The sequence below is a fragment of the Streptomyces sp. CBMA156 genome (assembly GCF_014596515.1).
In the GTDB taxonomy this organism is placed as follows: domain Bacteria; phylum Actinomycetota; class Actinomycetes; order Streptomycetales; family Streptomycetaceae; genus Kitasatospora.
The window spans coordinates 1-14,428 of record NZ_MSJQ01000355.1 but is presented as its reverse complement, the minus strand read 5'-3'; the positions used below and the strand labels follow the sequence as shown (position 1 = coordinate 14,428).

The 14,428-nt window shown below is 74.4% G+C and carries 12 protein-coding genes and 1 pseudogene; 4 read left to right on the top strand and 9 right to left on the bottom strand.

Features of this window, described 5'->3' with window-relative positions; all coding sequences use genetic code 11:
• Nucleotides 1-270: 270 nt before the first annotated feature.
• Nucleotides 271-918, top strand: coding sequence for a TetR/AcrR family transcriptional regulator (locus BU198_RS31025; protein ID WP_188300178.1), 648 nt, complete (start codon nucleotides 271-273; stop codon nucleotides 916-918).
• A gap of 49 nt (nucleotides 919-967) precedes the next feature.
• On the opposite strand, the gene BU198_RS31020 is transcribed toward BU198_RS31025, so the two are convergent.
• The 7 genes from BU198_RS31020 to BU198_RS30990 all read right to left on the bottom strand — a co-directional run bounded on the left by BU198_RS31020 (nucleotide 968) and on the right by BU198_RS30990 (nucleotide 8,768).
• Nucleotides 968-2,182 carry an agmatine deiminase family protein gene (locus BU198_RS31020; protein WP_188300177.1) on the bottom strand — a complete coding sequence of 405 codons (1,215 nt, stop codon included), beginning with the start codon at nucleotides 2,180-2,182 and terminating at the stop codon, nucleotides 968-970.
• A 267-nt stretch (nucleotides 2,183-2,449) separates the two neighbouring features.
• Nucleotides 2,450-3,247, bottom strand: coding sequence for an ABC transporter ATP-binding protein (locus BU198_RS31015; protein WP_188300176.1), 798 nt, complete (start codon nucleotides 3,245-3,247; stop codon nucleotides 2,450-2,452).
• Nucleotides 3,240-4,265, bottom strand: coding sequence for an ABC transporter ATP-binding protein (locus tag BU198_RS31010; protein ID WP_188300175.1), 1,026 nt, complete (start codon nucleotides 4,263-4,265; stop codon nucleotides 3,240-3,242). Before BU198_RS31010 ends, BU198_RS31015 begins: the two co-directional genes overlap by 8 nt.
• Nucleotides 4,266-4,279: 14 nt before the next feature.
• Nucleotides 4,280-5,134, bottom strand: coding sequence for an ABC transporter permease (locus BU198_RS31005; RefSeq protein WP_188300174.1), 855 nt, complete (start codon nucleotides 5,132-5,134; stop codon nucleotides 4,280-4,282).
• The gene (locus BU198_RS31000; RefSeq protein ID WP_188300173.1) at nucleotides 5,131-6,090 is read right to left on the bottom strand and encodes an ABC transporter permease; all 960 of its coding nucleotides are present in this window, start codon (nucleotides 6,088-6,090) and stop codon (nucleotides 5,131-5,133) included. The genes BU198_RS31005 and BU198_RS31000 overlap by 4 nt, the downstream gene beginning before the upstream one ends.
• Entirely contained in the window at nucleotides 6,087-7,733 is a 1,647-nt protein-coding gene (locus tag BU198_RS30995) for an ABC transporter substrate-binding protein (protein ID WP_188300172.1), read from the bottom strand. The genes BU198_RS31000 and BU198_RS30995 overlap by 4 nt, the downstream gene beginning before the upstream one ends.
• A gap of 30 nt (nucleotides 7,734-7,763) precedes the next feature.
• On the bottom strand, nucleotides 7,764-8,768 hold the full coding sequence (locus BU198_RS30990) for an agmatine deiminase family protein (protein WP_317620394.1): 1,005 nt from the start codon (nucleotides 8,766-8,768) through the stop codon (nucleotides 7,764-7,766).
• A 201-nt stretch (nucleotides 8,769-8,969) separates the two neighbouring features.
• On the opposite strand from BU198_RS30990, the gene BU198_RS30985 reads away from it, so the two are divergent.
• The gene (locus tag BU198_RS30985; protein ID WP_188300171.1) at nucleotides 8,970-9,554 is read left to right on the top strand and encodes a TetR/AcrR family transcriptional regulator; all 585 of its coding nucleotides are present in this window, start codon (nucleotides 8,970-8,972) and stop codon (nucleotides 9,552-9,554) included.
• A gap of 97 nt (nucleotides 9,555-9,651) precedes the next feature.
• Here BU198_RS30985 and BU198_RS30980 read toward each other — a convergent pair whose 3' ends face one another.
• Together BU198_RS30980 and BU198_RS30975 are read right to left on the bottom strand one after the other, a co-directional pair.
• Nucleotides 9,652-11,091 carry a carboxylesterase/lipase family protein gene (locus tag BU198_RS30980; RefSeq protein ID WP_188300170.1) on the bottom strand — a complete coding sequence of 480 codons (1,440 nt, stop codon included), beginning with the start codon at nucleotides 11,089-11,091 and terminating at the stop codon, nucleotides 9,652-9,654.
• Nucleotides 11,092-11,144: 53 nt separating this feature from the next.
• Entirely contained in the window at nucleotides 11,145-12,062 is a 918-nt protein-coding gene (locus BU198_RS30975) for an MBL fold metallo-hydrolase (protein WP_188300169.1), read from the bottom strand.
• Here BU198_RS30975 and BU198_RS42780 point away from each other — a divergent pair.
• Nucleotides 12,061-13,017 (top strand): annotated as a pseudogene (locus BU198_RS42780) (helix-turn-helix domain-containing protein); the annotation flags it as partial. The gene BU198_RS30975 and the pseudogene BU198_RS42780 overlap by 2 nt on opposite strands.
• Before the next feature lie 171 nt (nucleotides 13,018-13,188).
• Complete coding sequence (locus BU198_RS42775; protein ID WP_223245194.1) at nucleotides 13,189-14,331, top strand: NADH:flavin oxidoreductase; 1,143 nt, start codon at nucleotides 13,189-13,191, stop codon at nucleotides 14,329-14,331.
• Nucleotides 14,332-14,428 lie beyond the last annotated feature (97 nt).

Here is a 14,428-nt window from a genome sequence, read left to right as displayed (position 1 = left end):
GCCCGGGCCGGCCCGCCGGTCGCGGCGGTCAGCGCGGTGCCGGCGGCGGTGAGCCCGAGGGCCGTCAGGAACCGGCGCCGGCCGAGCCCGCCGTCGATCGCCGGGTGGGGTCTGGAGCTGTCCGCCATCACTACCTCCGTGTCAAAGTCCGCTGCTGGTGGAGCAGTTGACCGAAACGGTAAAACTGACCAAGCGCTCGGTCAATACTTTGCGCAGGCATCGTCCCCGATCCGCCCCTGCCGCCCTCCCCCGGTCGTTACAGTGACGGCCATGGCGACACAGGCAGGCACAGCTCCGGGAACCGCCGCCGAGCCGGGCGGCACCGGCCGGACGCGGGCTTCCGCCAAGGGCGAGCAGACCAGGGCCCGGCTGGTCGCCGCGGCCCGCACCCTGCTCGCGGGCGACGGCGCCGGGCGGTTCACCACCCGCAACGTGGCCGCGCTCTGCGGGGTCTCGCACGGGATGTGCCACTACCACTTCGCGAACCGCACCGACCTGATCGTCGCGGTGGTCGAGGACATCCGGCCCGAGTGGATCACGCCGCTGGAGGAGGCGGTCGCCGGCCCTGGCGGCTACGCCGAGCGCGCCGAACGGGTCCTGGCGCTGCTCACCCGGCCCGAGAGCCCCGACCTGGCGCGCCTGCACGCGGCCCTGCACTGGCTCGCCCTCAACGACGAACGCGTCCGCGCGAGCCTGGAGGCCGAGTACGCGCGCTGGCGCTCGGCCTTCGTGCGCCTGTTCCGCCGCCTGGCCGAGGAGCGCGGCGACGGCGCCGACCCCGTCCCCCTCGGCGAGGCCTTCGCCGCCGCCGTGGACGGACTCGCCGCGATCGGCTCGCTCGACGGGACGGTGGACGCCGGGCGGGTGCTGCGGACCCTGCTGGACTCGCTGTCCGCCCCCACGTCACCGGAGGCCTGACCGGGCCACGGGAGGCGTGGCGGGCCCACCGGCCCCCGCCCGGTTCACCTCACGTGGCGCCGGTCGCGACCGGCTGCTGCTGGGTGGCGCAGTGGATGCCCCCACCGCCCGCGGCGATGTGGTCGATGGCGACCTGGGTCACCTTGCGGCCGGGGTGGAGGTCCCCGATGAGGCCGGCCGCCCGGTCGTCGGCGCTCCGGTCCCCGAACCGCGGGACGATGACGCCGCCGTTGCAGACGTAGTAGTTGATGTACGTGGCGAGGAAGTTCTTGCCCTCGCCCCGGATCAGGTCGAAGTCGGGCTCCGGGAGGTCGACCACCTTGAGCGCGCGGCCTCTGGCGTCGGTCGCGGACCCCAGCACCTGGACGGCCTGCTCGGCGGCGGTGGTCCAGACGTCCGGCGGGGTGTCGGCCGCCGGGCGGTGCAGCAGGACGGTGCCCGGCTCGGCGAAGCGGGCGAGGGCGTCGACATGGCAGTCCGTGATGTCCTGCCCAGCGACACCCTTCAGCCAGATGACCTTGTCGACGCCGAGCAACTCCTTGAAGCTCGCCTCGATCCGGTCGCGGGACGTACCGGGGTTGCGGTTGTCGTTGACCCAGGAGCTCTCGGTGGCCATCAGGGTGCCCTCGCCGTCCACCTCGATGCCGCCGCCCTCGCCGGTGACCGGCGCCTGGAGGCGGGTGATGCCGTAGTGGGCGAGGAGGTCGCGGGCGACCTGGGCGTCGTTGGCGTGGGTCTGCTTGCCGCCCCAGCCGTTGAAGTGGAAGTCGACCCCGGCGAGGCCCTGCGGGCCGGTGACGAAGGTCGGGCCGGTGTCCCGGGCCCACAGGTCGTCGACCATCAGGTCGAGCACCTCGACCGAGGAGCCGCAGGCCTGCCGGGCCTGGTCGGCCTGGTCGGGCCGGGCCAGCAGCACCACCGGCTCGAAGCCGGCGACGGCCTGGGCCAGCCCCGCGATGTCCTGCCGGACGCCGGGCAGTTGGTCGCCCCACACCTCCTCCAGCGCGGGCCAGGCCATGAAGGTGCGGGTGTGCGGGTGCGACTCGGCCGGCATCACCCACCGGCCGGACGCCGGGCCGCCGGACGCCGGGCCGCCTGCCGTCGGGCTGCCGGACGCCGGACTGCCGGACGCGCCCGAGGCCGTGCCGCTGGGGCCCGGCGCCCCCTCGTCGCCGTCCGAGGAGGAGCAGCCCGCCAGGGCCAGCGCGGCGAGCGCGGCTCCGGACCGCAGGAGGGAGCGGCGGGACGGCCGGGGGTGCGCCATGGGGCCTCGTTCCGTTCGGTGTCGGGTCCGGCTCCGCAGGCTACTGACGGACAGGTCAGGATCAGGCGCGGCACGCATCCGCCGTCCGGGGGAATCCCCTCGTGGATCGACCGCGACCGGCGCCGGGCGGCCCCGGTCCGGCAGGTCCCACCGTCGCCGGCCCAGGGCGTGTCCGACGGTTCCGGCCGGGAGGCGCCCCCACCACCGGCACGCGATGGCCGCACCCCGACACCGCGCCCTGATCCGACCCGAACCGTCGGACCCGCCCTACAGAGCCCGGCGCGCGGCGGCGATCCGGTCGGGATCCCAGCCGGGCCGGGGGACGGACTCCAGCAGCAGCCGGGTGTAGGCGTGCCGCGGCGAGTCCAGGACCCGGGCGGTGGGCCCGGATTCGACGATCGCCCCGTGGCGCATCACGATGACGTCGTCGGTCACGCAGCGGACGACGCCGAGGTCGTGGGTGATGAACAGGTAGCCGATGCCGGTCCGTTCGCGGATGTCGGCGAGCAGGTTCAGGACCTGCGCCTGCACGGACACGTCCAGTGCGGCGACCGCCTCGTCCAGCACCAGGACGGCCGGCTGGACGGCCAGGGCCCGGGCGATGGCGACGCGCTGGCGCTGGCCGCCGGAGAGCTGCCGGGGCAGCGCGTCGGCCGCCCTGGTGCCGAGGCCGACCTGGTCGAGGAGCTCCCGGATCCTGGCCGCGTGGTCGGTGCCGGGGAAGTGCAACCGCAGGGTCTCCCCGAGCACGGCCTCGACACTGGTGCGCGGGTCCAGCGAGAGGTAGGGGTCCTGGAAGACCATCTGGACCTCCCGGGCGCGGGCCAGCCGTTCGGCCCTCCCCCGCGCCCTGGCGCCGCGGGCCCGGCCCCGGACGGTGACCCTCCCCTGGTCGGCCTGTTCGAGGCCGACCACGATCCGGGCGGTGGTGGTCTTGCCCGAGCCCGACTCCCCCACGATGCCGAGCGAGCCGCCGGCCGCGAGGGTGAAGGAGACGTCGTCCACCGCCCGTACGGTGCCGAAGCTCCGGCACAGCCCGGTGACCTCCAGTACGGCCTCAGGCATCGGCGCGGCTCCCTTCGAGCGGGTGGTGGCAGGCGACCGGGTGTTCGCCCCGCGGTTCGGGGGCCTGCTCCCGGCACCGGGAGGTCGCGTACCGGCAGCGGTCGGCGAACGCGCAGCCCGCCGACGCCTGGCGCAGGTCCGGTGGCTGGCCGTCGATCGCGGCGAGCCGGCCGCTGCCGGGGTCGAGCCCGGGGGTGGCGGCCAGCAGCGCGGCGGTGTAGGGGTGGCGGGGCCGTTCGAACAGCGCTGCGGCGGGGCCCGTCTCGGCGATCCGCCCGGCGTACATGACGTACACGCGGTCGCTGATGGCGGCGGCGAGCCCGAGGTCGTGGGTGACGAACAGCAGGCCGGTGCCGAAGCGTTCGCGCAGCCGGCCGAGGAGCGCGATGACCTCGGCCTGGCTGGTGACGTCGAGCGCGGTGGTGGGCTCGTCGGCGAGCAGCAGGACCGGGTCCCCCATCAGCGCGGCGGCGATCATGACGCGTTGCAGCATGCCGCCGGACAGCTGCCCCGGGTGGCGGCGCAGCAGTTCCGGGCCGAGGCCGACGGCGTCGAGCAGTTCGGCGGCGCGCCGGTCCGCGTCCTCCCGGCCCATGGCGCCGGTGCGGCGGACGCTCTCGGTGAGGAAGTCGCCGACGCGGCGCAGCGGGTTGATGGCCGCCCGGGGATCCTGGAAGATCATGGCGGCCCGTCCGGTGCGCAGGGCGCGCAGCCGGTCGGGGCCCATGGTCAGGACGTCCTCGCCGTCGACCAGGACGCTGCCTTCGGCGGTGGCGCCGGACGGCAGCAGGCCGAGGGCGCTGCGGGAGGTGAGGCTCTTGCCGGAGCCGGACTCGCCGACCAGGGCGACGGTCTCGCCGGGGCCCACGGTGAGGTCGATCCCGTCGAGGACGGGCCGGGCGGTGCCGGGCAGGCGGAGCCGCAGGCCCCGGATGTCGAGGGCGTTCACCCGGTTCCCCGGATGCACGGGCTTCTCCGGGTGCAGGCGCTTCTCCGGATGCGCACGGTCCGGCTTCATGTGTTCTCCCGGCTTCATGGGGTCCTCCGGGCGACGCGGTCGGCCCATCGCTCGCCGACGACGTTGAACGCGACGACGGTGAGCACGATCAGGACGCACGGCAGGATCGCGGAGAGCGGGTAGCCGCGCTGGATCGCGGTCTGGCCGTCGAAGACCATCCGTCCCCAGTCGGGGGTGAGCGCGGGGACGCCGAGCCCGAGGAAGGAGAGGCCCGCGAGGTCCATCAGGGCGTAGCCGAAGTTGACGGTGGACTGGGCGAGGACGATCGGGGCGATGTTGGGCAGGACGTGCCGCAGGCAGATCTGCACGGTGGAGTGGCCCTGGACCTGGTAGGCGGCGACGTAGGGCCGGGCCCGTTCGGCGAGGACGAGCGAGCGGGTGAGCCGGGAGACGTACGGCAGGTAGGCGACCGCCAGGGCGATGACCGGGGCGAGCAGGCCCTCCCCGTACACCGAGACGATCAGGACGGCGAGCAGCATGCCGGGGAAGGCGAAGACCAGTTCGGTGCTGCGGGAGAGGAGGGAGTCGAGCCGGCCGCCCCGCCAGCCGGCGGCGACGCCGATGACGACGCCCGCGACGGTGGAGAAGGCGACCACGCCGAGCGGCCCGAGCAGCGAGGTGCGGGCGCCGAGCAGCAGCCGGGAGAGGGTGTCGCGGCCGGCGGCGTCGACGCCGAGCGGGTGGTCGGACGAGGGGCCGGCCAGGGCGTTGCCGAGGTCGACGCCGTTGGGGTCGTCCGGTGCGATCCACGGTGCGAGCAGTGCGGCGAGCACCACCAGGGCGACGATGCCCAGGCACGCGAGGTGGAGCGGGGCGCGGGCGGCCCTGAGGCGGCCGAGGCCGGGCCGGCGGGTGAGGGCGACGGTCATGCGCCGGACCTCCTGGTGCCGAGGGCGACTCTGGGGTCGACCAGTGGGTGGAGCAGGTCGACGACCAGGTTCACCGTCATGAACAGGGCGACGATGAGCAGGGAGATGGCCTGGACGGTCGGGAAGTCCTTGGTGGTGGTGGACAGTTCGAGGAGCTGGCCGATGCCGCCGATGCTGAAGGCGGACTCCACCAGGATCGTGCAGACCAGCAGGGTGGAGACGATCAGGCCGCCGGTGGTCAGCACGGTGCCCAGCGAGTTGCGGAACACGTGGCGGCGGATCACCTCGTGCTCGGGCACGCCGCGGCTGCGGGCGACGGTGACGTGCTCGCCCTCCAGGGCGTCCAGCATCGCCGAGCGGGTGACCCGGGCGAGCATCCCGATCAGGTACAGCGCGAGGGCGATCGCCGGCAGGGTGAGGTGCCACAGCAGGTCGACGACGCCGTCGCCGGTGCCGCTGGTCGGGAACCAGCCCAGCTTGACCGCGAACAGGCCCTGGAGCAGGACGGCCGCGACGAAGGAGGGGGTGCCGACGGCCAGCGTGGTGGAGAGCAGGATCGCCGTGTCGGTCGCGCCGCCGCGCACCGCGCCGATCCAGCCGAGCGCCAGGCCGATGACGACGACCACGACCAGGGCCATCGCCACCAGGGTCAGCGTCGCGGGCAGGCGGTCGGCGAGCAGTTCGGAGACGTCGGTGCGGTAGGTGAGGGAGCGTCCGAAGTCGCCCCGCAGCACCTGGCCGAGCCAGCGGACGTACCGGACCAGGAAGGGGTCGTCCAGGTGGTACTGGTCGTTGATCGCCTGGAGGGCGGCCGGGGAGGCCGACCGGCCCGACAGCAGGAAGCTCGCCGGGTTGCCCGGTGCCAGGTACATCGCGCCGAAGACCACGAAGGAGGCGCCGAGCAGGGTCGCGGCCATCTCCAGCAGTCGCCGGGCGGCGAATCTCAGGAAGTTCACCGTGCGGCTCCCACGTCGGCCGCCCACGGGTAGTACAGGTACGCGATGGTGGTGGGGGCGCCGGTGATGCGCTTGTTGAGGAAGACGGCGGTGGGCCACTCGGCGACCGGTATCCACAGCAGCTGTTCGGAGGCGGTCCGCTGGAGCTCGGCCTCGATCGCGCCGCGCCTGGCCGGGTCGTACTCGGCGGTGGCCCGGTCGACGAGGTCGTCGTAGCCCTGGTCGCTGTAACCGGCGAAGTTCTGGTAGGCGCCGGTCCTGAAGTTGGCGAGCAGGTCGAGCGGGTCGGTGACGGAGTCGTAGTAGGTCTCGGGGAACAGGTCGAGGCCTTCGCGGGCCTTGGGGTCGGTGAACAGCGCGGTGAAGGCGTTCGGGGCGATCGTCTTCAGCCGGACGTCCAGGCCGATCCTCGCTCCGGCGGCCTGGACGGCGGTGGCGAGCAGCGAGACGTCCTGGCCGATGGTGCTGGTGGCGACGGTGAGCGTCCTGCCCTCGGCGCCGGCCTCCCTGACCAGGCCCCTGGCCCGGTCGATGTCCTGGGCGGTCGGGGTGAGGTGGGCGAAGGCCGTCTGCCGGACGTCGTCGGGGGCGCCCGCCCAGGCGGCCCTGGTGGTGAGCGAGCCGGTGACGGTGCCGGCGCCGGCCAGGCCGGTCCTGACGAAGCCCGAGCGGTCGAGGGCCAGCGAGAGCGCCTGGCGGACGCGGAGGTCGCCGAGCGGGCCCCGCATGTCGGTGACGTTGAGGTTGACGGTGCTCAGGCCCTCGCCGAAGTACAGCGTGCCGGCGCCGCTCCCGCGCAGCCGGCCGTAGCTCTCGGTCGGGATCAGGTAGCCGCCGTCGACGTCGCCGGTGAGCAGCGCGTTGGTGCGCGCGGACGGGTCGGTGAGGAAGCTGAAGACGACCTTCGCCGACTTGGCCCTGGTGCCCCAGTAGCCGTCGAAGCGCCGGAGTTCGATCGACTGGCCCTTGGCCCAGGTGCCCAGTTCGAAGGGGCCGGTGCAGTCGAGGCTGCCGCCGGTGCCGTAGTCCTTGCCCGCTGCCTCCACCCCGGCCTTGGCCGCGACGACGCCGGCCGGGGTCGCCATGTACTGCGGGAACTGGGAGTCGGGCCGCTTGAGCTTGACGGTGACCTGGAGCGGGCCCGTCCTGCTGACCGAGTCGACGTTCTGGAACACCTGGGCCCAGGCGGAGGCGTTGTCCGGGTTCGTCTGCCGGCCGAGGCTGTACACGACGTCGTCGGCGGTCATCACCGTGCCGTCGTGGAAGTGGACGCCGGCGCGCAGGTCGTAGACCCAGGTGGTCGGGTCCGGGTTGGTGGCCTTCTCGGCCAGGCCGGGGGCCAGGGTGAGCTGGGGGGTCCACCGCATCAGGCTCTCGCAGACGTTGGCGAGCACGGTGTTCTGCGGGTAGTCGAAGGCCTGGAGGTAGTCCAGGGTGGGCGGTTCGGCGTAGGTGGCCCAGGTGAAGGAGTCGAGCTCGCCCTTGGCCGGCGGGGTGTCGGCGGAGAGCTGTACGGGCTGGTCGGCGCCGCCCCGGGGCGGGCCCGAGCAGGCGGCGACCAGGGCGACGGCCGAGAGCAGCGCGGTGGTCAGGGCCAGTCGCCGGCGGGTGGGGGTGCGTCTCGCGGGCGCGGTGGGAGTCATGAGGGGGTGTTCTCCGTTCGCTGGCGGCGGTCAGGCGTGGGCGGCCGGGACCTGCTGGGTGATGCAGTGGACGCCGCCGCCGCCGTGGGCGATCACCCGGGCGCGCACGCCGACGACCTCGCGGTCCGGGCAGGCGGCGGCGAGCACGGCCAGTGCCCCGGCGTCCTCGGGGTGGTCGGCGACCGGCACGACGACGCCGCCGTTGGCCAGGTAGAAGTTCAGGTAGCCGACCTCGACCTCGCGGCCGTCGACCTCGACGAAGGCGGACTGCGGCAGGTCGACGATCTCGAAGGGCCGACCCTGGGCGTCGGTGGAATGCTCCAGCACGGCCCGGTTGGCCCGCATCCGCACGTAGTCCGGGTGTCCGGGGTCGGCCGGGAGCTGCACCACGACCTTGCCGGGCGCGACGAAGGCGCAGACGCCGTCCACGTGCCCGTCGGTCTCGGTGTCCAGCGCCCCGCCGTACGGCAGCCAGACGACCTTGGTGACGCCGAGCCTGGCCTTCAGCTCGTCCTCGATCTCCTGCCGGTCCATCCCGGGGTTGCGGTTGGGGTGGAGCAGGCACTGCTCGGTGGTGATCAGCGTGCCCTCGCCGTCGACGGTGATCGCGCCGCCTTCGAGGATCATCCCGGAGCGGATCGCCGTGACGCCCAGGTGCTCCAGCAGCAGGCCGCTGATCCGGTCGTCGGCGTCCCAGGGGCTGTGCTTGCGGCCCCAGGCGTTGAAGCGGAAGTCCACGCCGGCCCGGCGGCCGTCCGCGTCGAGGACGAAGAGCGGCGCGGAGTCGCGGAACCAGGAGTCGTCCGTCGGCAGCTCCACGACGGTGGTGCCCTCGCCGCAGAGCGTGCGCGCCTCGTCGCCGTGGCCGGGCGGCGCCACCATGGTCACCGGTTCGAACCGCGCGATGGCGCGGGCGACCGCCGCGTACTCGCGCTTCACCTCGCCGAGGGTGTCGCCCCACAGGTCCGGGCGGACGGGCCAGGCCATCAGGCAGCCCTCGTGCTCGGTCCACTCCGCGGGCATTCGGTACGTCACGGGATACCTCTTCTGATCGGGCCCGGCCGGCCCGGCGCTTCGGTGCGCGGGCCGGTCGGGAGGGAGGGGGTGGAGGTTGACCCGCATCCTCTACCGTACTGAAAATTCAGTCAAGCTTTTGGGGCAAGGCTCTGGTGAAATCCTGACTCGATCATCAGGAATCTGTCTGACCAGCCTGGGAGCCGGGTAGAGTGGGCGACCATGTCGGACCGTCGGACGGAAATACTCAAGGCCGCGACCCGGGTGATCGCCCGGCGCGGCGTACGCGGGCTGCGGGTGGGCGAACTGGCGGCGGAGGCCGGGGTGTCCGCCTCGCTGATCTACTACCACTTCACCGACCGGGCCGGCCTGCTGCGCCGGACGCTGGAGTTCATCAGCGACCGCGCCGACCACTACACCGCCGACGAGGAGGAGGAGCCCGCCCCCCGGGCCGACGACCCCAGGGCCGACCTGGAGCGGAGCCTGCTCAGGGAGCTCCAGGACAGCCCCGAGGTGCGGGAGAACAGCACCGCCTGGGGCGAGCTGAGAGCCACCGCGGTCTTCGAACCGAGCCTGCGCGAGGAACTGGCGAGGACCACCCACACCTGGGTGCACGACATCGCCGAGCTCCTCGCCCGGGCCGATCCGGCCGGCACCGCCCCCGCGCACGCGGCCGCCGCCGAGCGGCTCACGACCCTCGTCGAAGGGCTCAGCGTGCGGTGGCTGAGCGGCTCGCTGCCGCTCGACCACGCGCGCCGGCTGCTGCGCACCGCCGTCGACACCGAGCTGCGGCGCGAGATTGACTGACTTTTCAGTCATTGCGACAGCCCAGCGCCCGCCGGTCCTGCCGGACGACGGCAGGCGACGGGCGACGGCGGGCGGAGCGAGGCGGGCCGGCGACCGCTCAGCCGCCAAGGGCCTCCGCCACCGGCCGCCGGAGGTCGTAGGCGGCCCAGCCCGGGTTCCCCGTCCCGGCGAACGCGACCCAGGCACCGTGCACCCGGGCGGCGAGTCCGGCCGGGGCGGGGCCGGGGCCGAGCAGGCCGGCGGGCCCGTGCAGCCAGGGCTCGTCCGCGAGGTCGAACACGAAGGGCAGCTCGATGGTGTGGGCGGCACCGAGCCGCCCGTCCAGGGCCGTCGAACGGTACCCGAACGAGTAGCGGTACGTGCGGCCGCCCGAGATCCGGGCGTGGGCCCGCGCGATGCGCGTCGTCCCGGCCTCGAACAGGGCGTGCGCGAGCACGGCGGAGCGCCGTTCGCCCGGCGTGCCGTCCGGCCGCGCCGCGCGGTGGGCGGCGAGGAAGGCCTCCGGATCCGCCAGCAGCCGGGCCGCGACGGCCCGGACGTCGGCCTCCGTGGTGGACTCCAGCTCGCCCTGCGGCACCAGGTAGAGGTTCCCCTCCTCGGTGTTGGTGCCGATGAGCAGGTCGACGCCACTGGCCGGGCCGTCGGCGAGGGCGTCCGCGGGCTGGACCGGCAGGACGAGGCCGAACGGACTGAGCCCGGCCAGCGGGTCCGTGGCGGTGGCGGTGCGCAGGTCGAGGCCGGCCAGCGCGGGCAGCGCCGCCAGGAAGCGCTCGTCCGGGATCGGGGCGAACGCCTCCACCGTCGGTTCGACGCCCAGCGCGGCGGCCGTGGCGACGGTGACCCGGTGGGCCTGCTCCGGTGTGAACGCGCCGGTGCCGCTGCCGCTCTGGACGATCGCCCGCCGGAACAGGCCGACGGCCTCCGGCGCCGCGAGCAGCGCGCAGACCAGCGTCGCGCCCGCCGACTCCCCGAAGACCGTGACGTTCCCCGGGTCGCCGCCGAACGCCGCGATCGTGTCGCGCACCCAGCCGAGTGCGGCGAGCACGTCGAGCAGCCCGCGGTTGGCCGGAGCACCCGGCAGACCGAGGAAACCGGGGACGCCGAGCCGGTAGTTCACCGTCACGAGGACGACGCCGTCGCGGGCGAACGCGCCGCCGTCGTAGAGGGCGGCCCGGTTCGAGCCGGCGATGAACCCGCCGCCGTGCACGAAGACCATGACCGGGCGCCCGCCGCCGTCGGCGCCGGGCGTGTGGACGTCGACGGTCAGGTACTCCGCACCGGGCGCCCAGCCGGGGCCGAAGTAGGGGCTCGCGTCGAGCCGTTCGAAGGCGCGGGCCGGCTGCGGGGCGGTGGGCGAGGGCCGGGTGCCGTCGCGGACACCGGACCAGCCCGGGTGCGGTACGGGCGGGGCGAAGCGGCCGGCGCCGGCCGGTGCCACCGCGTAGGGCAGGGCGCGGTAGCGCTCGCCGGATCCGCTCCGGACGCCGCGCACGGCTCCCGCCGGGGTCCGGACGACCGGTTCTTCCTGTCGGGGCATGGGACGCACGATTCCCTTCCGGGAAGGACGGGGGACGAAGGGCCGGTGGGAGATCAGGAGATGCGGGAGAAGCCCGCCCACTCCTTGATCGCGAACTTCGGCCCGTTGCGCGCGACCTCCACCGCGCCCCGGCCGCCGAAGTGCGCGGGGAACAGCAGCGCGTGGTGCTCCGCGGCGCGGCCGAGCAGCCGGTGCCGGGTGACGCGGGACTGCGCCGGGTCCTCGCAGAAGCAGGAGTTGGTGTCCGGCTCGGCGATCTGGAGCGCGGTGTGCACCAGGTCCCCGACGAACAGGGCCCGCTCACCGCCGGATTCCAGGGTGAGCACGGACGAACCGGGAGTGTGCCCGGGCGCGAGGTCGAGCCGCAGGTTCCGGTCGATCCGGTACGACCCCTCCCACAGGTGGGTCAGCCCGGCCCGGTGGACCGGAGCGACGCTGTCCTCGAAGACGTTCTGGTTCCCGCGGCCGAGCACGCTCCGGTGCTCGTTGGCCGGGTCCCAGAACTCGAAGTCCCGCCGGGTCATCAGGTAGGTGGCGTTGGGGAAGGCCGGCACCCAGGTCCGCCCGTCGAGGCGGGTGTTCCAGCCGACGTGGTCGACGTGCAGGTGGGTGTTGACCACGAGGTCGACGTCCTCGGGCCGCACCCCGGCGGCGGCGAGGTTGCCGAGGTAGTCCGTGTCCAGCCGGCTCCACACCGGCGCGTACGGCCGCTCCTTGTGGTTGCCCGCCCCGGTGTCGACCAGGATCGTGCGCCCCTCGCTGCGCAGCAGCCAGGACTGGACCGCCGTCCGGCACTCGTCCGCCACCGGGTCCCAGAAGTCGGGCACCAGCCGGGCGCGGTGCTCCTCCCACGAGCCGTCCGGGCTGTCCGGGAAGAACCGTCCCGGCGAGAGCCCGGCCGAGCCGTAGAACTCCTTGATCCGGGTGACGGTCACGTCACCGAGGGTGATCTGTTCCGGGTTCCGATCCATGGGTCCGTCCTCTGGTCTGGGGCACGCGGCCGACTGGGACCGAGCCTGGGCCCCCGGAGCGGCACCCGCCAGACCCGGCCCTTCCTACCCCTCGCAGGGTGTGGCTGGACCGCGCCGCGCGTCGAATACTGGGCGGATGAACGGACCCGGACCTCTCGGCGCCTTCCTCCGAGCCCGACGGACGCGACTGCGGCCGGAGGACGTCGGCCTGCGCGAACTCGGGCCCCGCAGACGGGTGGCCGGGCTCCGGCGCGAGGAGGTGGCCCAGCTCGCGGGCGTCAGCGTCTCCTACTACACCCGGCTGGAACAGGGCCTGTCCCGCGGGGCCTCGGCCGAGGTGCTCGACGCGATCGCCCGTGCCCTGCTGCTCGGCGACCACGAGCGCGGGCACCTCGACCGGCTCGCCGCCGCCGCCCGCCACGCGCCCCGGGCGAGCCGCCCGCGACCCGAGCGGCTCGCGGCCGAGACCCGTGACCTCCTCCGCGCCCTCGACGGCGTCCCGGCCGTCGTGCTCGGCCGCCGTACGGACGTGCTCGCCTGGAACGCCCTCGGGCACGCCCTGCTGGCCGGGCACCTGGACTTCGGCGGCCCGGACGACCCGGCGGGCCGCCCGAACCTGAGCCGGATGCTCTTCCTGGACGCGCACACCCGGGAGCTGTACGCGGACTGGCAGCGCAAGGCGCGCACGGTGGTCGGCAATCTGCGCACCGCCGTCGGCAGCCACCCGGAGGACCCGCTGCTCACCGGGCTGATCGGCGAACTGACGATGAGGAGCCCGGAGTTCGTCGCCCTGTGGGGCGACCACCGGGTGGCCCCGTGCGACACCGACGCCCACCGACTGCACCACCCCGTCGTCGGCCCGGTGACGGTGACCCAGCAGATGCTGTCGATCGCCCGGTCACCGGACCAGGCGCTCATCGTGTACACCGCCGCCGGTTCCTCCTCCAGCCGGGCCCTCGCCCTCCTCGGCCGGACGAGCGGCCTCGGGAGCGCGGCCGCCGGCGCGCAGTGGCGCGGATCACAGCGGGATTCGCACGGGCCGCGAAATGCGGGGCCCTCCCAGGCGGTTGGCAGGGGCGACCGTTCCCGTCCCGGCGCACACCACCGCTCTCCGCGAGGAATCCCCATGACCGTCACCGAGTCATCCGTCACCGAGTCCGCCGCCTCCCGCGCGGCCGGGATCCTGTCCCGGCCCGTCACGATCAACGGGCTGACCGTGCCCAACCGCATCGCGATGGCGCCGATGACACGCGCCTTCTCCCCGGGCGGCGTCCCCGGCGAGGACGTGCGCTCGTACTACGCCCGCCGCGCCGCCGCGGGCGTCGGCCTGATCGTCACCGAGGGAACGTACGTCGGCCACGAATCCGCGGGCCAGAGCGACACCATCCCGCGCTTCCACGGCGAGGAGCAGCTGGCCGGGTGGGCCCGGGTCGCCGAGGACGTCCACGCGGCGGGCGGCACCATCGTGCCGCAGCTCTGGCACATCGGCATGGTGCGCAAGCAGGGCGACCCGCCGTTCGCCGACGCCCCCGCGATCGGCCCGTCCGGCATCCGGCTGGACGGCACCGAGGGGACGGGGCGGGCGATGACCCGGGCGGACCTGGACGCCGTCGTCGGCGCGTTCGCCGAGGCCGCCGCGGCCGCCGAGCGGATCGGCTTCGACGGCGTCGAGCTGCACGGCGCGCACGGCTACCTGCTCGACCAGTTCCTGTGGGCGGGCACCAACCGCCGCACCGACGCCTACGGCGGCGACCCGGTCGCCCGGACGAAGTTCACGGCCGAGCTGGTCGCCGCGGTGCGTGCGGCCGTCTCCCCGGACTTCCCGGTGATCTTCCGCTACTCGCAGTGGAAGTCGGAGAACTACGACGCCCGCCTCGCCGACACCCCCGCGGAGCTGGAGGCGATCCTCGCCCCGCTCGCCGAGGCCGGCGTCGACGCCTTCCACGCGTCGACCCGCCGCTACTGGGTCCCCGAGTTCGACGGCTCGGACCTCAACCTCGCCGGCTGGACGAAGAAGCTCACCGGCCGCCCCGCCATCACCGTCGGCTCGGTCGGTCTCGACGGTGACTTCGTCCACGCCTTCATGGGCGAGGGCGCGGCGGTCCAGGGCATCGACAACCTACTCGACCGGCTGGAGCGCGACGAGTTCGACCTGGTCGCCGTCGGCCGCGCCCTCCTCCAGGACCCGCAGTGGGCCGCCAAGGTCCTCTCCGGCCGCTTCGCCGACCTGCGTCCCTACGACGCCGCCGCGATCCGCACCCTGAGCTGACCACCGTGCCCGAGGGCCCGGCTCGCACCGCGAGCCGGGCCCTGGCCGCGCTACGCGGCGAGGGTGGGGCGCCTGGGCGCCCGGCGGCGCCCGGAGG